Raw genomic sequence first — 26,970 nt, 5'->3', positions numbered from 1 at the left:
CACGAGGTCCGGGTCAGCGGCCCTCGACAGGGACGAAGTCGCGCAGGACCTCGCCGGTGTAGATCTGGCGCGGGCGGCCGATGCGGGAACCCGGCTCCTTGATCATCTCGTGCCACTGGGCGATCCAGCCGGGAAGCCGGCCGAGCGCGAAGAGCACGGTGAACATCTCGGTCGGGAAGCCCATGGCCCGGTAGATCAGACCGGTGTAGAAGTCCACGTTGGGGTAGAGGTTGCGCGAGACGAAGTAGTCGTCGGAGAGCGCGTGCTCCTCCAGCTTGAGCGCGATGTCGAGCAGCTCGTCGGACTTGCCGAGCGCGGACAGCACGTCGTGGGCGGCGGCCTTGATAATCTTGGCGCGCGGGTCGAAGGACTTGTACACCCGGTGGCCGAAGCCCATCAGGCGGACGCCGTCCTCCTTGTTCTTCACCTTGCGGATGAAGGAGTCGACGTCGCCGCCGTTGGCCTGGATGCCTTCCAGCATCTCCAGCACCGACTGGTTGGCGCCACCGTGCAGCGGGCCCCACAGCGCCGAGATGCCGGCGGAGATCGAGGCGAACATGTTCGCCTGCGAGGAGCCGACCAGACGCACGGTGGAGGTCGAACAGTTCTGCTCGTGGTCCGCGTGCAGGATGAGCAGCTTGTCCAGCGCCGAGACGACGACCGGGTCCAGCTCGTACTCCTGGGCGGGGACCGAGAAGGTCATGCGCAGGAAGTTCTCGACGTACCCGAGGTCGTTGCGCGGGTAGACGAACGGGTGGCCGATCGACTTCTTGTAGGCGTACGCCGCGATCGTCGGCAGCTTCGCCAGCAGGCGGATCGTCGACAGGTGACGCTGCTGCTCGTCGAACGGGTTGTGGCTGTCCTGGTAGAACGTGGACAGCGCGCTGACGACCGAGGACAGCATGGCCATCGGGTGGGCGTCGCGCGGGAAGCCGTCGAAGAACCGCTTGACGTCCTCGTGCAGCAGCGTGTGCTGGGTGATCTCGTTCTTGAAGGTCGCCAGCTGGTCGACCTGCGGAAGGTCGCCGTTGATCAGCGTGTACGCGACCTCGAGGAACGACGAGCGCTCGGCGAGCTGCTCGATCGGGTATCCGCGGTAGCGCAGAATGCCCTGCTCACCGTCGAGGTACGTGATGGCGGATTTATAGGCGGCGGTGTTGCCGTATCCGCTGTCCAGCGTCACCAGGCCGGTATTGGCCCGGAGCTTCCCGATGTCGAAGCCCTTGTCGCCGACGGTGCTGTCGATCACCGGGTAGGTGTACTCGTCATCGCCGTACCGCAGTACTACAGCGTTGTTGGTGTGCTCGCTCACGTCATCCCTCACCGACGTAGTGCCTCTTCTTCGAGGTGCCCTGACTGTCTTCCACCCTCCCCCATTCGGCTCAGGAGAGTGCACTCGGGGTCGTCCATTGGACCTACTGACGGCACTGAGTGCCGCCAACTTACTCATCCTGCCCCCTTGACTGCGGTTCCGGAAGACCTCCGTGATGTTTCCCACCGATTTGATCGATCATTTTTGTGCAGGGGTCACGAGAAGTCTTCTCCCGAGCCGCCCCGGAGCCGGAAATCCAGTGCCGTGCAGCGTCTGCCTGCGGAAACCGTGCGGACCGCCTGGCCGATCGCCTTACGGGACCCGACCAGCACGACGAGCTTCCTGGCCCGCGTCACGGCGGTGTAGAGCAGATTCCGCTGGAGCATCATCCAGGCGCTGGTGGTGACGGGGATGACGACGGCCGGATACTCGCTGCCCTGGGAGCGGTGGATGGTCATGGCGTACGCGTGGGCCAGCTCGTCCAGCTCGTCGAAGTCGTAGCCGATCTCCTCGTCCTCGTCGGTGCGGACGGTGAGCTTCTGTTCGTCCACGTCGAGGCCGGTGACGACGCCGACCGTGCCGTTGAAGACGCCGTTCTCGCCCTTGTCGTAGTTGTTGCGGATCTGGGTGACCTTGTCGCCGACCCGGAAGACCCGGCCGCCGAACCGCTTCTCGGGGAGGTCGGGGCGGGCCGGGGTGACGGCCTGCTGGAGCAGCCCGTTCAGCTGGCCCGCACCGGCCGGGCCCCGGTGCATCGGGGCGAGCACCTGCACGTCACGGCGTGGATCGAGGCCGAACTTGGCCGGAATGCGGCGGGCCGCGACATCGACGGCGAGCTTGCCCGCGTCCTCCGTCTCGTCCTCCACGAAGAGGAAGAAGTCGCTCAGCCCCTCGGTGAGCGGCGGCTGTCCGGCGTTGATGCGGTGGGCGTTCGTAACGACGCCGGACTGCTGGGCCTGGCGGAAGATCCGGGTGAGCCGGACGGCCGGGACCGGGCCGCCCTGCGCGAGCAGATCGCTCAGCACCTCCCCCGCGCCGACCGAGGGCAGCTGGTCGACGTCACCCACGAGAAGGAGGTGGGCACCGGGTGCCACCGCCTTCACCAGCTTGTTGGCGAGCAGCAGATCGAGCATCGACGCCTCGTCCACGACGACCAGATCGGCGTCCAGCGGCCGGTCCCGGTCGTAAGCCGCGTCCCCGCCCGGCTTCAGCTCCAGCAGCCGGTGCACGGTGGAGGCCTCGGCCCCGGTCAGCTCGGCAAGGCGCTTGGCGGCGCGCCCGGTGGGGGCGGCGAGCACCACCTTGGCCTTCTTCGCCCGGGCCAGTTCGACGATGGACCGGACGGTGAACGACTTCCCGCAGCCGGGCCCGCCGGTCAGGACGGCCACCTTCCGGCTGAGCGCGAGGCGTACGGCCTCCTCCTGCTCGGGCGCGAGCGAGGCCCCCGTACGCGTGGCGAGCCAGGCCAGGGCCTTGTCCCAGTCCACGTCCTGGAAGGCCGGCATCCGGTCCTCGCCGGTGTTCAGCAGCCGTCTGAGCTGCCCGGCGAGGGAGAGCTCGGCGCGGTGGAAGGGGACGAGGTAGACCGCCGTGACCGGTTCGCCGCCCTCCGGAGACGGCACCTTCTCCCGTACGACGCCCTCCGGATCGGCGGCCAGCTCGGCCAGGCACTCGATGACCAGCCCGGTGTCGACCTGGAGGAGCTTCACGCCGTCCGCGATGAGCCGTTCCTCGGGCAGGAAACAGTGCCCCTGGTCGGAGGACTGGGACAGGGCGTGCTGGAGGCCGGCCTTGACCCGCTCGGGGCTGTCGTGCGGAATGCCGACCGCCTGGGCGATCCTGTCGGCGGTGAGGAAGCCGATGCCCCAGACGTCGGCGGCCAGCCGGTAGGGCTGGTTCTTCACGACGGAGATGGAGGCGTCCGCGTACTTCTTGTAGATGCGGACGGCGATGGAGGTGGAGACGCCGACACCCTGGAGGAAGACCATGACCTCCTTGATCGCCTTCTGCTCCTCCCAGGCCGCCGCGATCATCTTCGTGCGCTTGGGGCCGAGGCCGGGGACCTCGACGAGCCGCTTCGGTTCCCGCTCGATGATGTCGAGGGTGTCGACACCGAAGTGGGTGGTGATCCGGTCGGCCATCACCGGCCCGATGCCCTTGATCAGCCCGGATCCGAGATAGCGGCGGATGCCCTGGATGGTGGCGGGCAGCACGGTGGTGTAGTTCTCCACGGTGAACTGCTTGCCGTACTGGGAGTGCGAGCCCCAACGGCCCTCCATCCGCAGCGACTCGCCGACCTGCGCGCCGAGCAGCGCACCGACCACGGTGAGGAGATCCCCGGCTCCGCGCCCGGTGTCGACGCGGGCGACCGTGTACCCGTTCTCCTCGTTGGCATAGGTGATCCGCTCCAGGACACCTTCGAGGACGGCCATGTTGGACATGACCCGACGCTACCGGGTGCCGCTGACAGCCCGCGGACCCGGCCGTCGGCCGGATGCCCTTCCGGCGGAACCACCGGCGGACGCACCGGCGTCGGTAGGAACAGCCGAGTGCACCACGCCGACGTGGACGCAGTGGGGAGCGGTCGAGATGGGCATGGGGGACGGAGATGCCGACGGCGCCGGACCGGCGCGTACGGCGGACGCGCTGCCGAAGGCTCCGCTGAAATGGCCGACCGGCAAAGAGTGGATGGCGATCGTCGGCTTTCCCCTCGTTCTCAATTATCTCTTCTGGATGCTCGGCCGCGACGTCCTGTACGCGGTGATCGCCGGGAAGTCCGCGACGCTCACCTACGCGGGGCAGTGCATCGAGGGCGGCGGCCACACAGGGCCGCCGCCCTCCTGCTACGGCCGGTGGCAGTTCGCCGATGGCAGCACAGGCTCCGGAACGATCCACGCCTCGTCGATCGACCACGGCGACACCGTCTTCGCCTCCGAGGACCATGCCTACTCCTCGCTCGGCTCCGCGTGGAGCGTGGCGGGGCCCTTCTACGCAATCATGATCATGCTGGTGGTGATGAACACGGTCATGTGGGTCAACCACTACCGGAAGGACCGCCGGGAACGGACACGGCAGCTGCGGAACCCGTCCGCTGACGAGCCAGGGCCAGAGCCAGAGGACCCCGGGCCCGAACCCGAGCCCGAACGAGCCGACCACCCCGGCTCTTTGGAGGAGCGCGACGAGGAAACCACCAAAGGCGGGAAGGAGTCCGGATAGCGCCCGCGGTTCCGTCTACCCGTGCACAAGTTCCTAGGCCGATCACCGGTACGAGGTAGGCGGCGGTCCGCGCGGGCGCCTGGACCCCGGGCACTGTCGAGGCCGCCCTGCGCCTCAGCCCGTACGAGGAGGACGAGGCACTGGAGGCCGAACCGGACGTGGACGCCGCGAAGGACGCGCTGGAGGCGTACCGGCCGGTGCTGCGGCGGGCGTTGCGGGACGGGTTGGCATCGGTCGCACGGCCTGATGGTGGTGGTGCTACTGCTCCGCGTCGAGTACGGACGCCACAGCCAGGGCGATGCGGTCGATCCAGTTGATCGCGTCTCTGACGTCGTGCTCGGTGACAGGCCGCCGCAGCTTGAGGTCGCCGTCCATCAAGTCCGCTTCGTGCGCGCTCCTGTTGCGTCGTCGACGTCCACCGTCGCCGGCTGCAATGGGGCCAGGGAGCGTCCCGCGTCCACCATCCTGCGCATAGGCCATGTTCGTGGTGAACGCCTCGAGCTGGCTCGTGGCCGGCCTGGGAATGGCCGTTCTGAAGCCCCCGTACTGTCGGAAAACCCGCTCTCGCTGCTCTGAACTGCGTCAACAGGTTTGGCGACGGTAAGGGGCTCGTCAAGCCGATTCATGGCTCACGGAAGGCCTTCGTCCGGTTTGTGTCCCTCCGTGCGTGGTTCGGGCCGGCCCGGCAGGATCGCGTCAAGCCGCGAGCCACGGCTTTCAGCTACGCGCACGACCTGGTGCAGCGGCTCGGTGAGCCGTCCGGCGAGGAAGCGGACCTGCGGTCCGGTGACCTCGTCGTCGGCCAGCAGATCGGCGGCGTGGCCGAGCAGTTCGTCCGCCATGTCGAGCTGTTTGCTTTCGACTTCGTCGGCCTTCCGCGAGACATAGCCGGTGCCGTCCCCCACGACGTAGCAGGGTTTCCCACCCACGTCCGTCCACGGCAGCAGCCGCATCGGGGAGGCTTCGGCGCGCTCACTGCCCATCCTCACGCCGCGCCCCCACTCACCCGGCCGAGGTGCAGACCGTGGGCAACGATCATCAGCGCCGCGCCCCGGATGCGCCGCCGCCTCGCCTCGGCGGCGCACTCTGCTCGGCCACCTGCCGCTCGTGCGCCACGAAGTACGGGCGCACCAACGGACTGTCCTCGCCACGCGGAGGTCGCTCGCCGGTGCGGTAGGCGGTCGGTCCGCCGACGCAGGCACAGGAGTAGGGGGAGACGTAGGCGTACGGGTCGAGCGAGTGCCGTTGACGCCGTACGGAGATCAGCAATCGCCGGACCCCAGGTGATGGCCGCGCAACTGCGGAAGATTGCGGACATGGCCGAGGCCGGACGGCTCCGACTACATGTTCTACCGTTCGATGTTGGGGCCCACTCTCTCCAGGAGAGCCTTCTGACGCTGATGAGCTTCACGAACTCCGCGCCGGTGGCCTACGTCGAAGCCTTCCAAACGGGCAACCTGATGGATGATCCACGCTTGGTTGAGTTCAGTCGCACCGCCTACGATCTCGCTCCGGGCGATGAGGCCCTACCGACGTGACCCGGCCGGGGCCACCGAGCCGATGTCACACGCGGGACAGGAACGCCGCCCGCAGGTCCCGGTCACGCAGCAGCCCCAGAGTCTCTTCCTCGCCGAGGAACGGCAACAGTGCGCTCGCCCAAGGGGCCAATGCCGGACGTGTTGGCGGAGCCGTCCGTGCCCGGCTCAGCCCATGCTCGCCGCGACCTCGCTGCGAAGCTGTGGCAGCTTGTCGTGGAGTACGCCCGGGCAGAGGGTGTCGCCGAAGTCCTTGTGTCCGTAGATGCGACTCGGCGCGATGCCGTACTGGTCACAGGTGTACGCGCAGAGCGCCACCAAGACCTCCCACTGCGCCCGGGGCGGCTGTGCGCCGTCGTGGTACGCGCCTTCGTTGGCGATCCCGATGCCCGCTCCGTTCTGGCCGGAGGTGTGCGCGCCCAGGACGAAGTCCCTGCCGGCCCGCAGGGTGCTGAGGCTCTGGTGGCGGCCCTCGGTGATCCAGCCGCCCCGGCTGACGAGGAAGTGGTAGCCGGTGTCGGTCCACCCGTTCTTGTCCATGTGCAGGTCCTGGACCCAGTGGGCGTGTTCGTGGGCCTGGGCACGGGAGACGTCGGAGGTGTTGGCACTGACCGTGTGGTGGACGACGATCATGGTCGGCCGCTTCCCCACCAGTTCGACCGGGCTCCGCGGCGGGCGCGCATTCCACCGGGACGTGCTGTCGATGTCCGGCTCGACGGCGTCGAGGGCGTGGGCCGCGCTCGGCAGGGCGGCCGCGGCCAGGCCGCCGGAACCGGCGAGGAGGATGTGGCGGCGGGACGGCTGCGGAAGGTTCACGGCGGGCTCCTGGTGTGTGCGGACAGCAGTAGTGACAACGGCGGTGACGGCGACGGGTGGCGGCGGTACGCCGGGTGAGCCGGCGCACTCACCCGGCCGTCACGAGGGCGGGTCCGCTACGCCGTGTTGTTGGCGAGGGCTTGGAGCCGGGCGAGGCTGCCGTTGAACTTGTTGCGGTCCACGTCGCCGGAGACTCCGCTGACCCGGCCGGTGGCCGAGTACTGCCAGATCGTCCAGGTGGGGAAGCCGCTGGGGATGTTCGGACTGCTGGTTCCCCAATGAGCTACCCAGAGGGGTGACTTGGCGGCCATGCCGGTCCAGTTGCCGGTGCAGGTGTTCCACCAGCCGGCGGTCGTGTAGATGACGACATCCCGGGTGGTGCGCGCCTTGTACGTGTTGTAGAAGTCGTTGATCCAGGTGCGCATCTGGGTCGTGGAGCGGCCGTAGCACATGGCGCCGTACGGGTTGTGCTCGATGTCCAGCACCCCGGGGAGGGTCTTGCCGTCCTTGGACCAGCCTCCGCCGTTGCTCGCGAAGTAGGCGGCCTGGGTCGCCCCGTTGGAGATGTCGGGGCGGGCGAAGTGGTAGGCGCCCCGGATCAGACCGGCGTTGTAGGAGCCGGTGTAGTTGGCGTTGAAGCGGCTGTCCTTGAAGGACGTACCCTCGGAGGCCTTCATGTAGGCGAAGTCGATGCCCGCGGCCTTCACCGAACCCCAGTTGATCGACCCCTGCCAGTGCGAGACGTCGATGCCCTGAACGCCGCTGGTGTCCATCGGCGTCACACCGCCCGCCGCCGAGGACGCGAGGCCCTGCTCGATACGGGTGCCGGCGCCCATCCACGCCTGTCCGGACCGGACCGGCTCATCGGGTGAGGGTGGCGCGGCGACGGCCGTGCCCGTGCTGGTCAGGATCAGCGCCGCGGCGCTACCGAGAGCTCCGGCCAGCAGGGCTCCTCGGGATCTCTTGAGTCGGCGGGACGGAGAACGGTACGCGAGCATGGCCACCTCCGGGCATGTTGACGAGGACGGGATGCGCACGGCATGGCATCCGAGTGGCATCCGATCATCGAATGCCATGCACATGTCACGAGTAAGGCACGGGCAGGGAAAGGCGTAAAGGGGCCATTTGGTATGGACCTGTGCCGCCGCCCTCCACCTGCGAGAACGCGCCGGAGCGGCGAGAATTTTCATTTCTGAAGACAGAGACCGCCGTTGACCGAGGTAATCAAATTTGACTAGGGTGCGTCGCGTGACCGAGACGACGATCCCTCTGCTGCCCTGCCGGACCTCGCTGATCGAGACCGCCGTCGACTTCTACACCGCCCTGGGCTTCGAGACGACGTACCTGCAGAAGAGCCCGTACGCGTACGCCGTCGTCGAGCGGGGAGCGGTCGAACTCCAGCTGTACGGCATGAAGGACTACGACCCGGCGTCCTCCCACTCCGGGTGCTACATCCTCACCGACGATGTGGACGGACTGCACGCGGCGTTCCGGGCGGGGCTCAAGGCGGCCTACGGGCGCATCCCGACGCGGGGGCTGCCGCGCATCGGTCCGCTGAAGGACATGTCGTACGGGGTGCGGCAGTTCCTGATGACCGACCCGACCGGCAACACGATCCGGATCGGCCGCCCGATCAGCGAGGACCCGAGCCACCGGCCCGCCCCGAAGGGGACGTTCGCCCGTGCGCTGCACATGGCGGACCTCTTCGCGGACTCCAAGCAGGATCTGCCGGGCGCGGCGAAGATCATCGACCGGGTGCTGGGGCTGACGGACGAGCGCCCGACCCCGGTGCAGCGCCTGCGGCTGCTCGTCCTGCGCGGGGACATCGCCCAGCGGATGGGCGAGATGGAGCGGGCGGCGGGGCTGCTGAAGGAGGCGGAGGGAGCCCAACTCGACGCGGAGGACAGGGCATCGGCGGCCGATGCGCTGGCCAGGCTGGTGGAGCTGCGGGGCTGAGGCGGGGAGGGGGAGGGAAAAGAGAGGGAAAGGGAAAGGAGAGGCGGAAGGGGAAGGCCGGGCCGGCAGTCGGCTAATTCGGTGGCCGGTCCCGCGGCCGCCTTGTTACGGTGCTCGCTCCTCGACCGCGGACCCGACCGCGGGTGATCTCTGGGCGCGAGCCCTGGAAAGCAGTTGATGTATGCCCCGGACCGTGACTCCGAGCCTCCCTCGTCGCGCCTGTGACGCCGGGGTGACCGGGGCCTGACCGTCCGCGGCCGCCGTACGCGGCCGACTGCTGACACCTCACGACCGGCTGCCGTCCCGCAGTCGTCCGGCCCCGCTCCCCGCACGCCCCTGACACGAGGGGTGCTCGGTACTTCCCTGCTGCTTCGTTCCTCATCCTCGGCAAGGAGTATCCGGGTGTCTCACGACAACCCCCAGCACCGCTCAGGCATGTCCTCCTCATCCTCGGTGTCCTCCCTGGACACCTTCACCTGCGTCCGCTGCGGACTGACCGTCGCCGCGTACGCCCCCGACGGCAGCCGGCGCAATCACTGCCCCAGCTGCCTGCACTCGCAGCACCTCGTCGACCACGTCGAGGGCGGCCGCTCCGACTGCGAGGGCCGGATGGCACCGATCTCCATCGCGGTGCTGCGCACCGGCGACTGGATGGTCGTCCACCGCTGCACCCGGTGCGACGAGCTGACCTCGAACCCGGTCTGCGGGGACGACAACCAGCTGATCCTGATGCGGATGGCCGTACGTCCGCTGGCCCAGCCGCCCTTCCCGCTCGAAGCCTTCGGTGACCTGTGAACCGGGCGATCGGGGGGCTGCGATGACGCGCCGCAAGCCCCGGCGGGCTTCAGGACGCCGTCCGCAGCGGGCCAAGGACGTACTGCACGGGCCGGCCGGGGCGCGCGGCGACGCGTTCCGGTGCGTCGGCTGCCGGCTCGACGTCCCGCTGGCGGCGCCGGGCACCGCCCACCGTAATCACTGCCCGTCCTGCCTGGTCAGCCTGCATGTGGACGGCCGGGTTCCGGGTGACCGGGCGGCAGGGTGCCGTGGCCGGATGGTGGCCCTGAGCCTGTCGGTGCGGCAGGACGGGGAGTGGATGCTCATCCACCACTGCCTCACGTGCGGACGGCTCAGCGCCAACCGCATCGCGGGCGACGACAACGCGCTGGCGCTCGTCCGGCTGGCGCTGCGACCGCTCGCGGACGCGGAGATCCCCGTCCGGGCGATGCTCGCGCTGTGATCCCGAGGGCCGCCCGGCACCCGCCGGGCGGCCCCCGGTCAGCCCCGCCCCTCAGGTCACCCCGGGTCCTCGCCCGTCAGACCGTCGACCGATTCCCGGATCAGGTCGGCGTGGCCGACATGGCGGGCGTACTCCTCGATGAGGTCCAGGAGGATACGGCGGAGGTTCGGGCCATTCTTACGCTGCGTCGCTCTCCGTCATGGCGGCAGATCCTAACGAACGGCGGGAGAAGCGGAATGGGGCCCGGCCTCGCGGCCGGACCCCCCTCGCTTTCCCCTCCCGTCGGGCCTTCCCGTTCCCCCCGGACCCCTCCCCGGAAGTCCCGACGCCATGTGTGACACGGGAGGGTACGCAAAGGTTGCAGCCTTTTACGATCTCTTTACCTTCGGTGGCGTGCGCGCCTCTCAGCAGGCATGTTGCACATAGCGGTCCGCCACTTCCGCCAGCGCTTCCGTGCCGTCGCGGGCCCACAGCGCCTCGTTGAAGATCTCCACCTCGATCGGCCCTTCGAACCCGGCGTCCGCCACCCAGCGGCGGAACGCGCGGAAGTCCACGCTCCCGTCGCCCAGTTGGCCCCGGCCCAGCAGGACGCCCGCCGGGAGCGGGGTGATCCAGTCGGCCAGCTGGAAGGAGTGGATGCGGCCGCCCGCACCCGCGCGGGCGATCTGGGCGGGCGCCCGGTCGTCCCACCAGAGGTGGTAGGTGTCGACGACGACCCCGACCTGCTCGGCCGGGAAGCGCTCCGCGAGGTCCAGTGCCTGGGCGAGGGTGGAGACCACGCAGCGATCGGCGGCGTACATCGGGTGGAGCGGTTCGATCGCCAGGCGTACGTCGCGCGCCGCCGCGTACGGGGCCAGTTCCGCCAGCGCCTCGCCCACCCGCTCGCGGGCCCCGTGGAGGTCGCGGCTGCCGGGCGGGAGGCCGCCGGAGACCAGGACCAGGGTGTCGGTGGACAGGCCGGCCGCCTCGTCGATCGCCGCCCGGTTGTCGTCCAGGGCGCGGGCGCGCTCGGCCGGGTCGAGGGCGGTGAAGAAGCCGCCCCGGCAGAGGCTGGTGACCTCGATCCCGGCGTCGGCGAGCAGCCGTGCCGTGCGCTCGACGCCGTACTCCTGCACCGGGGCCCGCCACAGGCCCACCTTGTCGATGCCCGCCTTGACGCAGCCCTCGGTGAGCTCGGGCAACGACCACTGCTTGAGCGTCTCCTGATTGATGCTCAGGCGGGACAGACCGCCGCCGCCGTTGTCGTTCGTCATCGTGCACCTCCGTGGACCGCCAGATGGGCTCGCATACGGTGCTCGGCCAGATCCGGGTCCGGGAACAGGCCCAGCCGGTCGGCCAGTTCGTACGCCTTCGCCAGATGCGGCAGCGAGCGGGCCGACTGGAGGCCGCCCACCATCGTGAAGTGGTCCTGGTGGCCGGCCAGCCAGGCCAGGAACACCACACCCGTCTTGTAGAAGCGGGTGGGCCGTCGGAAGAGGTGGCGGGAGAGTTCGACGGTGGGGTCGAGGAGGGCCCGGAAGCCGTCCACGTCACCCGTGTCCAAGACCCGTACCGCGTGTGCCGCCAAGGGGCCCAGCGGGTCGAAGATGCCCAACAGGGCGTGGCTGAAGCCGCGTTCGTCGCCCGCGATCAGTTCCGGGTAGTTGAAGTCGTCGCCCGTGTAGCAGCGCACCCCGCCCGGGAGGCGGCGGCGGACGTCGATCTCGCGGGCCGCGTCCAGGAGGGAGATCTTGATGCCGTCGACCCTGTCCGGATGCTCGGCGATCACCTTCAGGAAGGTGTCCGTGGCCGCGTCCAGGTCCGAGGTGCCCCAGTAGCCCTCCAGGGCCGGGTCGAACATCGGGCCAAGCCAGTGCAGGATCACCGGTTCGGACGCCTGGCGCAGGAGGTGGGCGTAGGTGGCGAGGTAGTCCTCCGGGCCGCTCGCCGCCCGGGCCAGCGCGCGGGAGGCCATGAGGATCGGCTGGGCGCCGTGCTCCTCGGCCAGGGCCAGTTGTTCCTCGTACGCGACCCTGACCTCGGCCAGGGTGGGCGCGGTGCCGTCGTCGGGCAGCTGGTCGGTGCCGACGCCGCACGCGATCCGGCCGCCCACCGCCTTCGCCTCGGCGGCCGAGCGGCGGATCAGCTCGGCCGCGCCCGCCCAGTCCAGGCCCATCCCGCGCTGCGCGGTGTCCATGGCCTCCGCGACGCCCAGGCCGTGCCCCCACAGGTGGCGGCGGAAGGCGAGCGTGGACTCCCAGTCGACGGCCGCCGGGTCGCCGGGGGCGATGTCGGCGTACGGGTCGGCGACCACATGGGCGGCCGAGAAGACCGTACGGGAGGCGGGGGCGGCCGCGCCCGGCGCGAGGTCGAGCGGGGTGGTGCGGGGCGTGTAGGGGCCCTGCGGGAGGTGGATCGTCATGTCAGCGGCCTCCGGCGGCGCCGCGAACCGGTCGCGCGGGTCACAGGGTCAGCTCCGGGACGTCGAAGCGGCGGCCCTCGGCGGACGACTTCAGGCCCAGCTCGGCCAGTTGGACGCCCCGGGCGCCGGCCAGCAGGTCCCAGGTGTACGGGCTGTCCAGGGCCACATGGCGCAGGAACAGCTCCCACTGCGCCTTGAAGCCGTTGTCGAACTCCTCGTTGTCCGGGATCTCCTGCCACTGGTCGCGGAACGACTCGGTGACCGGGAGGTCCGGGTTCCAGACCGGCTTCGGGGTCGCCGAGCGGTGCTGGACACGGCAGTTGCGCAGGCCGGCCACGGCGGAGCCGTGCGTGCCGTCGACCTGGAACTCCACCAGCTCGTCCCGGTTGACCCGGACCGTCCAGGAGGAGTTGATCTGCGCGACCGCCCCGCCCGCCAGCTGGAAGATGCCGTACGCGGCGTCGTCGGCGGTCGCCTCGTACGGCTTGCCCTGCTCGTCCCAGCGCTGCGGAACATGCGTGTGCACCTGGGCCGTTACGGAGGTGACCTGGCCGAACAGCTCGTGGAGCAGGTACTCCCAGTGCGGGAACATGTCGACGACGATGCCGCCGCCGTCCTCCGCGCGGTAGTTCCACGAGGGCCGCTGGGCCTCCTGCCAGTCGCCCTCGAAGACCCAGTAGCCGAACTCCCCGCGCACGGACAGGATCTCGCCGAAGAAGCCGCCGTCGATCAGGCGCTTGAGCTTGCGCAGACCCGGCAGGAAGATCTTGTCCTGGACGACGCCGTGCTTGATGCCCGCGTCGCGCGCGAGCCGGGCCAGGTCGAGGGCGCCCTCGACGTCCGTGGCGGTCGGCTTCTCGGTGTAGACGTGCTTGCCCGCCGCGACGGCCTTCTTGATCGCCTCCACCCGGGCCGAGGTGACCTGGGCGTCGAAGTAGATCTCGACCGTGTCGTCCGCGAGCACCGCGTCCAGGTCGGTCGACCACTCGGTCAGGCCGTGCCGCCCGGCGAGTTCCTCCAGGGCGTGGGCGCGGCGGCCGACGAGCACGGGCTCGGGCCACAGGACCTCGCCGTTGCCGAGATCCAGGCCGCCCTGTTCGCGGATCGCGAGGATCGAGCGCACCAGGTGCTGTCGGTATCCCATGCGTCCCGTGACGCCGTTCATGGCGATGCGCACTGTCCTGCGTGTCACGAAGGTCCCTCCATACAGCCGTAGCAAGCGCTTTCTATCGGAGATGACGCTAGCCTGCCGACAGCGGCCGGACAAGAGGGGGCCGCACGTGACCTCACGGAGGACAGCGATGACAGTCACCCTGGCGGATGTGGCGGCCCGCGCCCGGGTGTCCCCGGCCACCGTCTCCCGCGTGCTGAACGGCAACTACCCGGTGGCGGCCTCGACCCGGGAACGGGTCCTGCGCGCGGTGGACGACCTGGACTACGTGCTCAACGGGCCCGCCAGTTCGCTCGCCGCGGCCACCTCGGACCTGGTCGGCATCCTGGTCAACGACATCGCCGACCCGTTCTTCGGGATCATGGCGGGGGCGGCCCAGACGCAGATCGGCGGGCCCGGGGACGGTTCCGGACGGGCGGGCGGCGAGAAGCTGGCCGTCATCTGCAACACCGGCGGCTCCCCGGAGCGCGAACTCACCTATCTCACGCTCCTCCAGCGCCAGCGCGCCGCCGCCGTCGTCCTCACCGGCGGCGCGGTCGAGAACCCGGCGCACCAGGCCGCGATGTCGGCGAAGCTGGCGAAGCTCGCGGACGCCGGCACCCGGATCGTCTTCTGCGGGCGGCCCCCGCTGCCCGAGGGCGACGCGCTCGTCGCCGCGCTCGCGTTCGACAACCGCGGCGGCGGACGCCGGCTCACCGAGCACCTGATCTCGCTCGGCCACCGCAGGATCGGTTACGTCGCCGGGCCCCCGGAACGGACCACCACCCGGCACCGTCTGGAGGGCCACCGCGAGGCACTGCGCGCGGCGGGGCTGGACGCGGCTCCGGACGGCGGGCCGGACATCGGGCCCGACAGTGCGGCGACCGGCTCCGGGGATCAGGACCGGCTCACCGTGCACGGCCCCTACGACCGGCGCTCGGGCTACGAGGCCACCCTCGAACTCCTGCGCAGGGCACCGGATGTGACCGCGATCGTGGCCGCCAACGACACCGTGGCGCTGGGTGCGTGCGCGGCCGTACGGGACCAGGGCATGCGCATTCCCCAGGACATCTCGGTCGCGGGCTTCGACGACCTGCCGTTCTCGGTGGACGCGGTACCGGCCCTCACGACGGTTCGGCTGCCGCTCTTCGAGGCGGGCGCGCGGGCGGGACGGCTCGCGATGGGCAAGGAGAACCCGCCGCCGGGCGGCATCGCGACGATCGCGGCGGAGCTGATGATCCGGGGGTCGACGGCCGCGCCTCGGGGGTGAGGCGCGTCGGAGGCGGCGGGGCGGCCGCCGGCCTGTCCCGGCACCGGCGGGGCCCTGGGAGGAACGTGCCGGTGTGCGACGGCGCTCCGTCCCATCTCGTCTACGGTCGGCTTCATGACCAGTGACGACGTAATCGCGCCTGAGGCCATCCGCGCGGCGTGGGACTCCTACCGGGTCCTGGAGAAGCGGACTCCGGACAGGGAGCGCCAGGAAGCACGGCGGCGGTTCCAGGCCGCGGTGGACGCCCACGGGCGCGCGGAGGTGTCCCGGGGGACCGTGTTCCTGGTGGGCGTGCTGACCGGACTCCTGATCGCCGAACAGTCCGGCGGCGAGACCCGTCTTGATCCGCTCGGCGATCTGATCCCCGCCGTGATCCGCAGGCTGCCCGCCTTCGAGTCGGCCGACCCGGCTCAGGTTCCGATGGCCACCGGCGTCCTCATGGCCGCCGCGATGGGCATGGACACCGTGGAGTGGCGCGACCGGTTCGGGCGGATTCCGCCGGAGGAGGCCCTGGTGCACGGCTTCGTGCTGTGGCTGCTCGCCGACCTCTTCGACTCCCTGGTCGGGCAGCCCGGCGGCATCGATCGCACGATGCGGGAGACCTTCGACTCCATGGCCGCCGGACAGTGACCCTGCCGGCGGCCGATTCGCCCTGAATCACCGCCCGTCGACCCGCCGTGCGGGCCGGGACGCGAAAGATGGGGGTGACTCCCCCATGCGCCCGGCCCGCTCCCCCAGCACGATGGATCCGGGCGGCCCGACCGGGACCGGGCCCAGGAGCGGGGAGGTGCGGAGCGGTGGCGGAGAAGGATCTGATCGACAGAGGTACGAGTCGTCGCCTCGCCCCCGTCGCCGCCGCCGTCGCGTACGGCGACGACCCGGCCGTGTCCGCCGCGCCCCCCTCCTCGTTCGAGGGCGCGGCCGGAGAGCCGTGGTGGCTTCCCGGTGTCGTCGGCGGCAGGCCCTCCGACGAACCCCGCTGGGCGGTCTTCGCCCGGCAGGCCGTCGCATCGGCGCCGCGCGACGTGGTGGTCGCCGACCGCGCGTACCCCGGGCTCAGCGGTTTCGGGCCGGTCCTCGCGCCGTTCGTCGAGGCGGCGGCGGAGCGGCTGCGCAGCACGCTCGCGGAGGAGGCGCCCACGGAGGAGGACGGTCCTGCGGTGGACGGTCCCTTCGCGGACAGCTCTCCGGTGGACGGCTCCTCGCCCGTACTCGGCGACTTCCGGCGGCAGTTGACGCGTCGGCTCTCCCGGATCGCGGCACGCACGCTCGTGACGGAGCTGCACGAGGCCCGGCGGCTGGGCCGGTTGAGCGGCGAGGGAACCGAGGAGCGCTTCCGGGACTTCGTGCGGCTGACCGGCCGTCGCGACGGTCTCGCCGAGCTCGTCACCGGCTACCCCGTCCTGGCCCGCCTCCTCGCCACGGCCTGCCTGAACGCGGGCGACGCGTTCGCGGAGATGGCCGTACGGCTCGCCGCCGACCGGCACCTGTTCGCCCCTGCCGGGGTGCTCGGCCACCGGGCCGGCTCGCCGGACGGGGCGCTCGGCGGGAGCGCGGGGCCCGGGGTGCTCACCGGCGTCGAGGCCGGGGCGGGCGACAGCCATCGCGGAGGGCGGTCGGTGATGCTGCTGCGCTTCGCCGACGGCACCCGGCTGGTCTACAAGCCGCGCCCGCTCGCGGCGCACCGGCACTTCAACTCCCTGGTCGAGTGGTTCGGTTCGCTGCCGGGCGCCCCCGAGCTGCGGGTGCTGCGCGTCCTGGACCGGGGCGAGTACGGCTGGGCCGAGTTCGTCGAGGAGCGGCCCTGCGACTCGGTGGCGGAGACCCGGCGGTTCTACCGGCGGCAGGGTGCGCTGCTCGCCCTGCTGCACGCGCTGGACGGTACGGATCTGCACCACGAGAACCTGATCGCCTGCGGCCCGCACCCGGTCCTGGTCGATGTGGAGACCCTGTTCCACCCGCCGCTGGGGCCCGCCCGGTCCGCCGATCCGGCCGCCCGGGCCCTGCACGACTCCGTCCACCGGGTGGGCCTTCTCCCGCAGTTGCTCGTCGGGGACACCTCCGCGCTCGACATGTCCGCCATCGGCGGCGGCCGGGCCGCCTCGTCGCCGATCGAGACCGCCGACTGGGCGGAGCCCGGAACCGACCGGATGCGGCTCGTGCGGCGGGCGGGCCGGTTCACCGAGTCCGCCAACCGGCCCCGGCTGGGCGGCGTGGCGGCCGATCCTTCCGCGTACACCGACGCCCTCTGCGACGGATTCCGCGCCGGGTACAACGCGATCAGCGAGCACCGGAACGAACTCCTCGGCGAGGCCGGGCTGTTGTGGCTCTTCGCCGCCGACGAAGTACGTGTCGTGCCGCGCCCGACCTGGACGTACACGACGCTGCTGGACGAGTCGACCCACCCCGATCTGATGCGGGACGCCGCCGAACGGCACCAGGTGCTGTCGCTGCTGCGCACCCCGCTCCTGGGCATGCCCGCGCTGCCCGGCGTGGAGGACGAGGAGATCGCGGAGCTGTGGTGCGGTGATGTGCCGGTGTTCAACACCCGGCCGGGCGGCACGGAGCTCTGGAGCGGCACCGGGCGGCCGGCTGCGGGGCCGGCCCCCGCCCGTTCCTCGCAGGACACCGCCGCGGCCCGGCCCCGCCCTGCCGCGACCCCGCACGATCCCGCCCTCCTCAGCGGGCTGGCGCGCGTCGAGGCGAAGGTGCGCGCGATGGACACCGTGGACCGGCAGGACCAGGAACGGATCATCCGGTCCGCCATGGTGAGCACCTCGCCCGAGCCGCCGCACCGGGCGGTTCCGGGCGGCCGGGCCCGGAGCGCGGCGACCGCGCCGGAGCCCGAGCAACTGCTGTCCGCCGCGAGGTCGGTGGGCGACCAGCTCGTCTCCCTCGCCTACCGGCACGAGGGCCGCACCAACTGGATCGGCCTCGATCTGCTCGGCGAGCGCTACTGGCGGCTCACGCCGATGGCGGCGGACCTCGCGGGCGGCTACACCGGCCCCGCGCTCTTCCTCGCCCAGCTGGCCGCGCTCACCGGCGCCGCCCGGTACGCGGAGGCGGCCCGTGAGGCGCTCGCCCCGGTCCCGGGGCTGCTGGACGCGCTGCACGGGCGGGCCGACGAGCTCGGGCCCCTGGGCTCCGGAGCCTTCGCGGGCCTCGGCGGCATCGCGTACGCGCTGACCGAGGTGGGCACGCTGCTGGGCGACCGGAAGATCCTGGAGCTGGCGGGCCCGGCCGTCCGGCTGAGCTGTGCGGCGAGCATGACCGAGGACGGGTACGGGGTGCGCGGCGGGGTGGCGGGCGGGCTGGTCTCGCTGCTCGCGGTGTACCGCGCCACCGGCCGCCCGGAGGCCTGGCGTGGCGCCGAGCGCTGCGCCGAGCGGATCGTCGCCGCGCCGCTCCCCGACTCCGCGGGCTTCTCCGACGGGGCGGCGGGGATCGGCTGGGCGCTGCTGCGGTTCGCCGGGGCCGGGGGCGGCGTACGGCACCGGAGCGCCGGTCTGCGGGCGCTGCGCCGGGCGGCGGCCACCGCCGGCGCCACCGCCGTCGCGGCCCCCGGGGCCCGTGCCGGAGCGGTCGGCGAGGCCACCGCCCTGGCGGAAGCCGCGGCGGCGAGGCCCACGGAGTCGGCCGCCGGGCCCACCTGGTGCGACGGGGCGGCCGGGATCGCGCTGGCGGTCGCGGACAGCCACGACGCACTGGCGGACCCGGAGCTGGCCGGCTGGCTGGCGGCGCGCTCCGGCGAGCTGGCGGACATCGGTCCGCTCGCCGACGACAGCCTGTGCCACGGCGAGTCGGGGCTGCTCGAACTCCTCGGCCACCGGGCGCTGCCCGCCGCACGGCCCGCGTGGGTACGCCGGGCCGGGATGCTGCTGGCCGCCGCGGACCGGGCGGGACCGCAGTGCGGTACGCCCGGCCGGGTGCCGCACCCGGGGCTGCTCACCGGGCTCTCCGGGATCGGCCACGGGCTGCTCCGGGCCGGGTTCCCCGACCGGATCGGCTCCGCCCTGCTCCTGCGCCCTTCCCGGGCACCCTGACCCACCCCAGCACCTTCCCGATGACCACGCACTGTTGCTGAGTTCCACACCAACCACCAGAGGATGAGGCAGAGATGAAGCAGTCCCGCGAATCGGCCCTGCAGGCGTCCGGCGACATCGCGCACGAGGGCTCGCCCGAGCACCCGGCCGGGCAGATCTCCCTGGGCTCCACCGGGGGCCTCGGTGCGCGCAGCAGACTCCTCAGCGCCTCGGAGGGCGAGAGCGGCTACAGCCACGATCTCCCCTGGACCACCATGACGGCCCCGTGGTGACCAGATCCGGCCAACTCGACGCCAATTGAGCTGAATTGGTCCGCTGCCGTGGGAGTTGCCACTCCAGTAATGTGCGGCCATGCGAGCCACTTCGCCGGTCATCGTCGGGCGGGACGAGCAGATCGGACTGCTGAGCAGCGCCCTGGACGCCGTACAACGGCGTTCGGGGCGCGCGCTGTTCTTCCTCGGGGAAGCCGGTATCGGTAAGTCCCGGCTGGTGGGCGAATGCGCCTACCGGGCTTACGGATCGGGCATGCCGGTGCTGCGCGGCCGGGCCACCTCCACCGGGCTCGTCGTCCCGTTCCGCCCGCTCGCGGAGGCGCTGGCCTCGCGGTTCCGGGCGGCGGGCACCCCGACCGATCCGGAGCTCGCGCCCTACCATCCGGCGCTGGCCCGGCTGGTCCCGGAGTGGCGCAAGGGCGGGTCGCCGGGTTATCCGGAGACGGTCGTCGAGCTGGCCGAGGCGCTGCTGCGGCTGCTGTCCGTGCTGGGCAGGGAGACGGGCTGCGCGATCCTGCTGGAGGATCTGCACGACTGCGACACGGAGACCGTCGCGGTCGTCGAGTACATCATCGACAACCTCGCCGATCTGCCGATCCTGTTCCTGGGCACCCTGCGCCCGGAGCCGGGCGCCGCGCTGGACCTCGTACGCTCCGCCGAGCGCCGCCACACCGCCGGCGTGCGGGAGCTGGGCCCGCTGCACGACGCCCAGGTGCGGGCGCTGACCGGTGCGTGCCTGGAGGCGCGGCCCCAGGAGATACCCGAGGCGGTGCACCGGCGGCTGGCCGAACGCGCCGCGGGCAACCCGTACTTGCTGGAAGTGCTGCTGGCGGACCTGCTGGACACCGGCCGGCTCCGGCGGACGGACGACGGCTGGGAGGCGGCGGAGCAGCCGGACGCCTCGGTCCCCTCGGACATCGTCCGCAGCTGGGCGCGCAGGCTGGAGCGGCTGGACGAACCGGTGCGGGACCTCCTACTGGCGTCGGCCACTCTGGGCAGCCAGTTCTCGGTGACCGTGCTCCAGACCGTCACCGGTTTCGAGGACCGGGCCCTTTTCACCCATCTGCGGTCCGCGGTGGAGGCCGGTGTCATCGCCCCGGACGGCGCGGCCCCCGACCGCTACACCTTCCGGCACTCGCTCACCGCCGAGGCCCTGATCTCCTCGCTGGCCCCGGCCGAACGCGCCTCGCTGGCCCGCCGCGCCGCCGGGGCCATCGAGCACTCCGGGGAGCCGCTGGACGAGGACGGGCGGCAGCTCGTGGCGTCGTTGCAGCTGGCCGCGGGCAACCGGGCGGGGGCGGCACGCCAGTTCGCGGAGGCGGGAAGACGGATGCTCGCTTCGGGGGCGCACGGCTCCGCCGTGGTGCTGCTGGAGCGGGCGCACCCGCTGGCCGCCGAGGGCGACCGGGCCACCGTCGCCGAGTCGTTGGCGGTCGCCCGTGCCGAGGGCGGCGATCTGGACGGCGCGCTGGCACTGGCGGACGCGCTGCCGCCGGTTCCGGCGCGTTCCGAGGCCGCCGCCCGCCGCGGGCAGACCCATGTCGAACTCGCCTGGGCGGCGGTCATGGCGGAGCGCACCGCCGACGCGGCACTCCAGGTGGAAGCGGCCCGGGCCCTGCTCGGCGCGTCGCCGCCGCCAGGCCGCCGGGCCGCGCTCGCGGTGGTCGACGGATATCTGGCGCTGCTTCCCGGCCATGAGCCCGGGCACGGGCAGAAGCCCCCGGACCCGGCGGAGGCCGAGCAGGCCGTGCGGGAGGCGGCGGAGACCGCCGAGGCCGAAGGGCTGCCTGTGGTCGCCTGCCAGGCCTGGCAGTTGCTGGCGCTGCTGCGGCGCGAGGAGGGCTTCGACGCCGCGGACGCCGCACTGGAGCGGATGCTGTCGATCTCCACCGAACACGCCCTGCCGGTCTGGCGGGTGGAGGCGCTGGTGCGGCTCGGCGCCAACGCGTTCATGCGGACCGGGGACGCCTCCCGGCTGCTCTCCGCGCGGGCGGCCGCCACCGAACTGGGCGCGCTGCTGCTGACCCGTACGGTCGACGGGCTGCTCGCCATGAACGCGGTGCTGTGCGCCCGGTGGGAGGAGGCGCAGGAGATCGTCGACCGCTCGGCGGAGGCCAGCGCCCGGGTCGGCGATCTGTCGGCCCACCGCTATCTGCTGCTGGCCGGGGCGACGATGGCCGCGCACCGGGGGCGGCGGCGGGAGATGGACCGGGCGCTGGCCGCGTTCCGGCGGGCCGGGGGCGAGCAGTCGCTGCTGGTGCCGCTGCGGTCGGGGCTGTGCCGGGCGTTCGGGGCGCTGCTGGAGGAGGACCGGGAGCGGGCGGTGGCCGGTCTGGACGAGGCGCTGGCATGGGAGTTGGACCATCCGAGCTACTACTACCTGAGTGGGCGGTACGGGCTGCGCCCGCTGCTGCGGGTCCTGGCGGGCGAGGCGGACCGGGCGGAGCTGGAGGAGGCGCGGGCGGCTCCGGGCGGCTGCCTCGCCTGGAACCGGCAGTTCCTGGACCTGGCGGACGCGGTGCTGCTGGGGCGGGCGGGTGACCCGGCCGGGGCGGCCCGGCTGATGGCGTCCTTCGGGGTGCGCTCCGCACCCTTCCCCGTCGCCCACCACCTGGGGCTGCGGCTGGTCGCGGACGCGGCGCGGGCGGACGGGTGGGGCGAGCCGGTGGCATGGCTGCGGACCGCCGAGGAGTACTTCTACGGTGCCGGGGTGCAGCCGGTCGCCTCCGCGTGCCGGGCGGCGCTGCGGCAGGCCGGGGCGAGTGTGGGCCAGCACCGGGGCGGCTGGGACCGGATCCCGTCGCCGCTGCGGACCAGCGGGGTGACCCCGCGCGAGTACGAGGTGTTCGTGCTGCTGCCCGAGCGGCCCGGGAACCAGCAGATCGCCCGGCGGCTGTCCATCTCGCCGCGCACCGTGGAGAAACACATGGCCAGCCTGCTCAGCAAGACGGGGCGCGCGGACCGGGCTGCGCTGTGCGAGTTCGCGGCCGAGTGCGCCGGCGAGGCGGTCTGAGGAGCCGGGGTGGGCGCAGCCTCCGCACCCGGGCCATGGGGGCCGGGGTGGGCAACATGGGGGCGTCGGGCGGTTTCGGTCGGGTGCGCGGCCGGAAAATGCGGGCGGGGCCCCGATGTGCGGGGGCCGGCCCGGCAGCAGGATCGGGGTGTGCGTACGGCCCACTCCGCCGCCCGTCCCCGTTATCGGAGGCCCGCTGATGACCCGACCTCCCGCCCGTACCGGTTCCGCAGGTGCGGTGTACTTCTCCCTGCTCGGCCCGCTCACGGCCCGGCTGGACGGCCGCGAGCTGCCGCTCGGCCCGCGAAAGCAGCGCCTGGTCCTCGCCACCCTGCTGGCCCGCCCCAACACTCCCGTACCAGTCGATGTGTTGACCGACGCGGTGTGGCCGGACGACCCGCCCCGCACCGCCCGGAAGAACCTCCAGGTGTACGTCAGTGCCGCCCGCGCCCTCCTGGGCCCGGCCGGGGACGGGGGCCGGGACCGGGTGGTGCACGGCTGCGGGGGCTATCTGCTGCGGATCGCCGAGGGCGAGCTGGACACCCTGCGGTTCGGGTCGCTGGCCCGGGCGGGCCGGGCGGAGGCCGGACGGGGCGATCTGCGGGCCGCCGCCCGGCTGTTGCGGGAGGCGCTGGACCTGTGGGAGGGGCCGCCGCTGAACGATCTGCGGGACTCCGCCGGGGTGGCCGAGGAGGCGGACCGGCTGGAGGCCCGCTGTCTGACGGTCTACGAGGACTGGGCGGAGGCCGAGATCGAACTGGGCCGGGCGGCCGTCGCGGTGGACGGGCTGCGGGACCTGGTGGAGCGCCATCCGCTGCGGGAGCGGCTGCGGGCCGCCTGGATGAACTCGCTGCACCAGTCCGGCCGGCAGGCCGAGGCGCTGGCGGTGTACGACGACTACCGGCAGCTGATGGCACGGGAGTTGGGCCTGGAGCCGAGCCCGGCGATGGCGGCGGTGTACCGCTCGATGCTCGGCCGGGGGCGCGAGGCCCGGCGGCCCGCCGCCGCCCGGGAGGCGGTGAGCGCGGTGGCGCTGCCCGCCTGTACCGGGGCCTTCACCGGTCGCCGCGACGAACTCCGCGATCTTCTCGATGTGCTGGGCGGCGAGGAGCGCGTGGTGGTCGTCTCGGGTCCGGCCGGGGCGGGGAAGTCGGCGCTGGCGGTCCGGGCGGCCCATCTGCTCGCCGACCGGTTCCCCGACGGCCGCGTCCATGTGCGGGTGCGCCGGGAGGACGGTACGGCGCGCGGCCGGGCGGAGGTCCTGGCGGAGCTGGGGAGGCTGTGCGGGGTGCCGGAGGGGAGCGCCGCCCGCGAGGACGCCTGGCAGGAGTGGCTGGCCCGGCACCGGGCGCTGGTCGTCCTGGACGACGTACCGGACGAGACGTCCGTACGGGGGCTGCTGCCACGGTCGGGTTCCTGCTCCGTACTGGTCACCGCCCGGGGGCAGTTGGCCGGGCTCGCCCCGGTGCACCGGATCGCGCTGCCGGTGCTGGCGGACAGCGAGGCCCTGGAGCTGCTGGGCAAGCTGATCGGGATCGGGCGGCTGCGGACCGACCCGGCGGCGGCGTTGCGGATCGTCCGGGCCTGCGGGTCGCTGCCGCTCGCGGTGGAGGTGAGCGGGATGCGGCTGGCGGTGCTGCGGCATCTCCCGCTGGCGGAGTACGCGGCCCGGCTGGAGGATCCGTCGGCCGCGCTGGACGAACTGGTCGCCGGGGACGTCTCCGTACGGCACCGGGTCGCGTCCGGCTGGCAGGACCTGGCGGACGGCGACCGGTGGGTGCTGGGGCGGCTGGCCGGGCTCGCCGAGGCCGGGGGCTTCACCCTGGACCGGGCCACGACGGCGCTGGGCTGCGGGGAGCGGGCGGCGATCCGGGCCGTCGAGTCGCTGATCGACGCCGGTGCGGTGACCTCGCCCGCCGGAGAGGTCACCGCACACGCCGCGCTGTACGAGGTGCCGCGGCTGCTCGGCCTGTACGCCCGCGAGCGCGGGGCGTCGGGGCGGGGCGGTGGCCTGCCCGCCGACACCCGCGTGCCCTCCGTGCCCGCCCACACCGGCACGCCTGTGGCGGCCGGTCCGCTCAGCCCAGGGTGAGCAGCTTCAGCAGATCGTGCGGGCGGTCGACGGCGAGGGTTCCGCGGGCGGGCCCCTCGGTCTCCGTCCCGTCCGCACCGGCCAGGAAGTGCAGGGCCAGCAGCAGCCCGGCCGCCCCGGTGGCCAGGTCGGCGGAGCAGCGTCGCAGGCCCGCCCCGGGCACCAGCAGCCGGTCGCCGTCGGCGATCAGGTGCCAGGACAGGTTACGTACGGATGCGAGCACCCCCGGTCCGGCCGGGCCCCGCTCCAACTGGCGGGCGGTGGCGACGAGTCCGGCCCGGCCGGTGAAGAGCCCCGGCTCCCGGACGAACTCGTTGGTGCAGCCCTTCTGCACCCCGGGCAGCAGCGCGGCGAGCGCGGGTGCTTCGTGCCGGGCCAGGTAGGCGTGGGCGACCAGGGCGAAGCCGCCGCTGCCCTGGTCGAGGTAGAGCAGGTGGCGGCGGCCGTCCTTGACCTGGACGGTGCCGTCGGGCATCGCGACGCAGTGGCCGGAGTCCCGGTACAGGGCGGTGCGGGCGGCGCGCAGCAGCCACTCCTCGCCGGTGAGCGCGTGGAGTTCCAGGTGCAGCAGGGCGACGCCGCTCAGTCCGCGCAGCAGCCCGGCGGAGGGCGGGGCGGTCAGGCCGCCGCCCGCCCCGCCCTCGCCCCGGACCAGGCAGTCCAGATCCCAGGCGGTGCGCAGGGCCGTCTCCAGCAGCTCCGGGTCCGGGGCTGTGGCTGGGCTCGGAGCCGGAGCACCGTCCACCGCGTCCACGCCCAGGGCCGACGTGCCGGCCGTGGCCAGGCGGAGCGCCGCCAGGGCCGTGCCCGCGCGGCCGGTCAGCAGGTCGGCGCAGGCGGAGGGGTGCGCGGCGGCGGCGGCCCGGGCGAACAGCTCCCGTGCCTCGTCCGGGCGGCCGAGCCGGGCCAGCACCACGGCGGTGCCCGGCAGTCCGTCGAACAGGCCGCCGGGCGACGCCGGGTCGCGATGGCGGGCGGCGTCCACGAGCCAGTCCGTCCAGGCGTCCGGGACCGGGGCCCCGACACGGTGGAGCGCGTACAGGACACCGGCGGCCCCGTGCGCCAGGTCGCTGCCGCCGGTGGCGAAGGACTTGGGGTCGCCGGGGAAGAGCCGGTCGCCGCGCTCGGGCGTCGCGCCCGCGTGGATTCCGGCGAGCAGCCGGGTGCGCAGGCCCGCCCAGTCGGGGGCGGGGCCGTCGAGGAGGGCCGTGATCTCGCGCTCCCGGTCGTCCGCCACGGTCCGCAGGACGGCGGGGCGGCGCGGGCCCGCGTCGGACGCCAGGGCGTACCTCCGGCGGGCCCAGCGTTCCAGGGTCAGGGCCTTGGCCCGGTCGTGCCCGGCCAGCTCCATGAGCGGCATCAGCATGCTGAGCCAGGTCGCCCAGAGGGCATAGCCGTCGGCCTCGGCGCCGGGGGTGCCGACGGGCGCCTGGAGGCCCGGCGCACCCGCCAGCGGGGTGTCCTGGTCGTCGAGGCCGACGGCGTACTCGAAGTCGATGAGGGCCACGCGGCCGTCGGGGCGGACGATGATGTTGTTGGGGTGCAGATCGCCGAAGCGCAGGCCCCGGGCGTGAACAGCCGCCAGCGCACGGGTGAGTTGTCCGGTGATCGAGTCCACCCACGCGGTGTACGGCGCGAGTTCGGCGGGCGTTCCCGCCCCGCGCACGAGGGCGAAGCGGGCGACGACCTCCTCCAGGAGGGTGTTCCCCTCGATGTGCTCCTCGATCAGGAAGTGGTGTTCCCACACGGTCGTCACCCCGTGCACCTTCGGTACGCAGTCCAGTCCGGCCAGCGTGGTCAGGGCCCGGTGCTCGCGGTGCAGCCGTGTCACCGCGTCGTCGCCCGCCCCGTCGAGCCCGCAGTGCGGCCGGGCCTCGCGGAGCACCACCTGCCGGCCGGTGTCCCGGTGCCGGGCGAGGTAGATGCCACCGGCGTTGGAGAACTGGAGGGCCTTGGTGACGGTGTACGGGAACGCGGCGTCCCCGGCGGCGGCGCGGGCGGCCAGGTGCGGGCGCAGCGCCCCGGGCACGGTGACCCACGGCGGCACCCGGAACACCACGCCGCGCTCGTCGGGCACCAGGTGGCCCGACGGATGGCGCAGGGCGGGCACCCGTTCGCCGTTCGCGTCCCGGCACCAGCGGGCGGTGAACGCCCCGTACCGCACGTGGACCGGGGTGTCGCCGATACGGAGGTCGCTGAGGATGTACGGGCCGCTCCGGCCCGCGAGGACCCGGGTCAGCTCGTCGAGCAGCCGCAGGAAGACGGTCTCGTCCGGCGGGTAGAGCGTGAGGAACTTCCCCGCGCCGGAGCGGGACATGTACTTGCCGGACATCAGCAGCAGCGCCTGCTCGCTGCGGAGGAACTTGAACGGCACCCCGTGGGCGAGGCAGACCCGGGTGGTGTCGCGCAGCGTCGCCTCCGCCTCCTCCGGGACCGTGGAGACATGGATCTTCCAGCCCTGCGCGGCCGGTTCCCCGCGCTCCGGCACCATCGAGGTCCACAGGCCGCCCGGGGTCCGGCACCAGCCCTCGGGGGGCGGGGCGGAGTCCAGGGGGTAGCGGGTCCCCTCGTCCCGCAGCCGGGCCGGGGTGTCGTAGTACGTACGGTCGGCGAGGCAGTAGAGCTGGGTCTGCTGCGGTCCGGGCACGGCGGTTCTC

20 protein-coding genes and 2 pseudogenes are annotated in these 26,970 nt (G+C 72.7%); 11 read left to right on the top strand and 11 right to left on the bottom strand.

Features of this window, described 5'->3' with window-relative positions; translation table 11 throughout:
* Positions 1 to 13 precede the first annotated feature (13 nt).
* Both AC0VY3_RS06600 and recD2 read right to left on the bottom strand, forming a co-directional pair.
* Entirely contained in the window at positions 14 to 1,312 is a 1,299-nt protein-coding gene (locus tag AC0VY3_RS06600; protein WP_030085548.1) for a citrate synthase, read from the bottom strand.
* 215 nt (positions 1,313 to 1,527) lie between these two features.
* Entirely contained in the window at positions 1,528 to 3,753 is a 2,226-nt protein-coding gene (gene recD2, locus AC0VY3_RS06595; RefSeq protein WP_475549190.1) for an SF1B family DNA helicase RecD2, read from the bottom strand.
* Positions 3,754 to 3,907: 154 nt separating this feature from the next.
* On the opposite strand from recD2, the gene AC0VY3_RS06590 reads away from it, so the two are divergent.
* Positions 3,908 to 4,528 (top strand): hypothetical protein, encoded by a 621-nt coding sequence (locus AC0VY3_RS06590; RefSeq protein ID WP_475549189.1) that lies wholly within the window; start codon positions 3,908 to 3,910, stop codon positions 4,526 to 4,528.
* A 629-nt stretch (positions 4,529 to 5,157) separates the two neighbouring features.
* Here the strand turns inward: AC0VY3_RS06590 and AC0VY3_RS06585 are convergent.
* Both AC0VY3_RS06585 and AC0VY3_RS06580 read right to left on the bottom strand, forming a co-directional pair.
* Positions 5,158 to 5,481 carry a hypothetical protein gene (locus AC0VY3_RS06585; RefSeq protein WP_475549188.1) on the bottom strand — a complete coding sequence of 108 codons (324 nt, stop codon included), beginning with the start codon at positions 5,479 to 5,481 and terminating at the stop codon, positions 5,158 to 5,160.
* Positions 5,482 to 5,566: 85 nt separating this feature from the next.
* Positions 5,567 to 5,797 (bottom strand): hypothetical protein, encoded by a 231-nt coding sequence (locus AC0VY3_RS06580; RefSeq protein ID WP_475551797.1) that lies wholly within the window; start codon positions 5,795 to 5,797, stop codon positions 5,567 to 5,569.
* On the opposite strand from AC0VY3_RS06580, the pseudogene AC0VY3_RS06575 reads away from it, so the two are divergent.
* A pseudogene (locus AC0VY3_RS06575) lies at positions 5,737 to 6,048 on the top strand (Scr1 family TA system antitoxin-like transcriptional regulator); the annotation flags it as partial. The gene AC0VY3_RS06580 and the pseudogene AC0VY3_RS06575 overlap by 61 nt on opposite strands.
* Positions 6,049 to 6,231: 183 nt before the next feature.
* Here the strand turns inward: AC0VY3_RS06575 and AC0VY3_RS06570 are convergent.
* Both AC0VY3_RS06570 and AC0VY3_RS06565 read right to left on the bottom strand, forming a co-directional pair.
* Entirely contained in the window at positions 6,232 to 6,879 is a 648-nt protein-coding gene (locus tag AC0VY3_RS06570; RefSeq protein WP_475549187.1) for a peptidoglycan recognition protein family protein, read from the bottom strand.
* Positions 6,880 to 6,995: 116 nt separating this feature from the next.
* Positions 6,996 to 7,877 (bottom strand): lysozyme, encoded by an 882-nt coding sequence (locus tag AC0VY3_RS06565; RefSeq protein WP_475549186.1) that lies wholly within the window; start codon positions 7,875 to 7,877, stop codon positions 6,996 to 6,998.
* Between the two features lie 250 nt (positions 7,878 to 8,127).
* Here AC0VY3_RS06565 and AC0VY3_RS06560 point away from each other — a divergent pair, with 250 nt between their 5' ends.
* The 3 genes from AC0VY3_RS06560 to AC0VY3_RS06550 all read left to right on the top strand — a co-directional run bounded on the left by AC0VY3_RS06560 (position 8,128) and on the right by AC0VY3_RS06550 (position 10,072).
* Positions 8,128 to 8,835 carry a bleomycin resistance protein gene (locus AC0VY3_RS06560; protein WP_475549185.1) on the top strand — a complete coding sequence of 236 codons (708 nt, stop codon included), beginning with the start codon at positions 8,128 to 8,130 and terminating at the stop codon, positions 8,833 to 8,835.
* Positions 8,836 to 9,237: 402 nt separating this feature from the next.
* Entirely contained in the window at positions 9,238 to 9,630 is a 393-nt protein-coding gene (locus AC0VY3_RS06555; protein WP_219821355.1) for an RNHCP domain-containing protein, read from the top strand.
* 22 nt (positions 9,631 to 9,652) lie between these two features.
* Positions 9,653 to 10,072, top strand: coding sequence for an RNHCP domain-containing protein (locus AC0VY3_RS06550; RefSeq protein ID WP_164617456.1), 420 nt, complete (start codon positions 9,653 to 9,655; stop codon positions 10,070 to 10,072).
* 56 nt (positions 10,073 to 10,128) lie between these two features.
* On the opposite strand, the pseudogene AC0VY3_RS06545 reads toward AC0VY3_RS06550, so the two are convergent.
* The 4 genes and pseudogenes from AC0VY3_RS06545 to AC0VY3_RS06530 all read right to left on the bottom strand — a co-directional run.
* A pseudogene (locus tag AC0VY3_RS06545) lies at positions 10,129 to 10,245 on the bottom strand (mycothiol transferase); the annotation flags it as partial.
* A gap of 231 nt (positions 10,246 to 10,476) precedes the next feature.
* Positions 10,477 to 11,325 carry a sugar phosphate isomerase/epimerase family protein gene (locus tag AC0VY3_RS06540; protein WP_475549184.1) on the bottom strand — a complete coding sequence of 283 codons (849 nt, stop codon included), beginning with the start codon at positions 11,323 to 11,325 and terminating at the stop codon, positions 10,477 to 10,479.
* A complete protein-coding gene (locus AC0VY3_RS06535; RefSeq protein WP_475549183.1) occupies positions 11,322 to 12,473 on the bottom strand; it encodes a dihydrodipicolinate synthase family protein in 1,152 nt (383 codons plus the stop codon). The genes AC0VY3_RS06540 and AC0VY3_RS06535 overlap by 4 nt, the downstream gene beginning before the upstream one ends.
* A gap of 40 nt (positions 12,474 to 12,513) precedes the next feature.
* Positions 12,514 to 13,665 (bottom strand): Gfo/Idh/MocA family protein, encoded by a 1,152-nt coding sequence (locus AC0VY3_RS06530; RefSeq protein ID WP_475549182.1) that lies wholly within the window; start codon positions 13,663 to 13,665, stop codon positions 12,514 to 12,516.
* A 109-nt stretch (positions 13,666 to 13,774) separates the two neighbouring features.
* On the opposite strand from AC0VY3_RS06530, the gene AC0VY3_RS06525 reads away from it, so the two are divergent.
* From AC0VY3_RS06525 to AC0VY3_RS06500, 6 genes are all read left to right on the top strand, one after another.
* Positions 13,775 to 14,893 carry a LacI family DNA-binding transcriptional regulator gene (locus tag AC0VY3_RS06525; protein ID WP_103510460.1) on the top strand — a complete coding sequence of 373 codons (1,119 nt, stop codon included), beginning with the start codon at positions 13,775 to 13,777 and terminating at the stop codon, positions 14,891 to 14,893.
* A gap of 114 nt (positions 14,894 to 15,007) precedes the next feature.
* Positions 15,008 to 15,523, top strand: coding sequence for a hypothetical protein (locus tag AC0VY3_RS06520; protein WP_103510461.1), 516 nt, complete (start codon positions 15,008 to 15,010; stop codon positions 15,521 to 15,523).
* A 167-nt stretch (positions 15,524 to 15,690) separates the two neighbouring features.
* Complete coding sequence (locus AC0VY3_RS06515; RefSeq protein WP_475549181.1) at positions 15,691 to 18,936, top strand: type 2 lanthipeptide synthetase LanM family protein; 3,246 nt, start codon at positions 15,691 to 15,693, stop codon at positions 18,934 to 18,936.
* Between the two features lie 74 nt (positions 18,937 to 19,010).
* A complete protein-coding gene (locus tag AC0VY3_RS06510; RefSeq protein WP_103511089.1) occupies positions 19,011 to 19,208 on the top strand; it encodes a hypothetical protein in 198 nt (65 codons plus the stop codon).
* 79 nt (positions 19,209 to 19,287) lie between these two features.
* A complete protein-coding gene (locus AC0VY3_RS06505) occupies positions 19,288 to 22,221 on the top strand; it encodes a helix-turn-helix transcriptional regulator (protein WP_103511090.1) in 2,934 nt (977 codons plus the stop codon).
* 199 nt (positions 22,222 to 22,420) lie between these two features.
* The gene (locus AC0VY3_RS06500) at positions 22,421 to 24,313 is read left to right on the top strand and encodes an AfsR/SARP family transcriptional regulator (protein ID WP_258047298.1); all 1,893 of its coding nucleotides are present in this window, start codon (positions 22,421 to 22,423) and stop codon (positions 24,311 to 24,313) included.
* On the opposite strand, the gene lanKC is transcribed toward AC0VY3_RS06500, so the two are convergent.
* Positions 24,300 to 26,960, bottom strand: coding sequence for a class III lanthionine synthetase LanKC (lanKC, locus tag AC0VY3_RS06495; RefSeq protein WP_475549180.1), 2,661 nt, complete (start codon positions 26,958 to 26,960; stop codon positions 24,300 to 24,302). The two genes, AC0VY3_RS06500 and lanKC, sit on opposite strands and share 14 nt — an antisense overlap.
* Between the last annotated feature and the right edge of the window lie 10 nt (positions 26,961 to 26,970).

This window comes from Streptomyces sp. iso_384 (assembly GCF_056172905.1).
The sequence above is the reverse complement of the archived record's forward strand: the minus strand, read 5'-3'. Positions and strand labels throughout refer to the sequence as shown.

Bases quoted from the DNA above. Each gene is read 5' to 3' on its own strand.
- recD2 (WP_475549190.1), bottom strand. From the start codon at position 3,753: ATGTCCAACATGGCCGTCCTCGAAGGTGTCCTGGAGCGGATCACCTAT.
- AC0VY3_RS06590 (WP_475549189.1), top strand. From the start codon at position 3,908: ATGGGGGACGGAGATGCCGACGGCGCCGGACCGGCGCGTACGGCGGAC.
- AC0VY3_RS06585 (WP_475549188.1), bottom strand. From the start codon at position 5,481: ATGCGGCTGCTGCCGTGGACGGACGTGGGTGGGAAACCCTGCTACGTC.
- AC0VY3_RS06565 (WP_475549186.1), bottom strand. From the start codon at position 7,877: ATGCTCGCGTACCGTTCTCCGTCCCGCCGACTCAAGAGATCCCGAGGA.
- AC0VY3_RS06550 (WP_164617456.1), top strand. From the start codon at position 9,653: ATGACGCGCCGCAAGCCCCGGCGGGCTTCAGGACGCCGTCCGCAGCGG.
- AC0VY3_RS06540 (WP_475549184.1), bottom strand. From the start codon at position 11,325: ATGACGAACGACAACGGCGGCGGCGGTCTGTCCCGCCTGAGCATCAAT.
- AC0VY3_RS06535 (WP_475549183.1), bottom strand. From the start codon at position 12,473: ATGACGATCCACCTCCCGCAGGGCCCCTACACGCCCCGCACCACCCCG.
- AC0VY3_RS06525 (WP_103510460.1), top strand. From the start codon at position 13,775: ATGACAGTCACCCTGGCGGATGTGGCGGCCCGCGCCCGGGTGTCCCCG.
- AC0VY3_RS06520 (WP_103510461.1), top strand. From the start codon at position 15,008: ATGACCAGTGACGACGTAATCGCGCCTGAGGCCATCCGCGCGGCGTGG.
- AC0VY3_RS06510 (WP_103511089.1), top strand. From the start codon at position 19,011: ATGAAGCAGTCCCGCGAATCGGCCCTGCAGGCGTCCGGCGACATCGCG.
- AC0VY3_RS06505 (WP_103511090.1), top strand. From the start codon at position 19,288: ATGCGAGCCACTTCGCCGGTCATCGTCGGGCGGGACGAGCAGATCGGA.
- AC0VY3_RS06500 (WP_258047298.1), top strand. From the start codon at position 22,421: ATGACCCGACCTCCCGCCCGTACCGGTTCCGCAGGTGCGGTGTACTTC.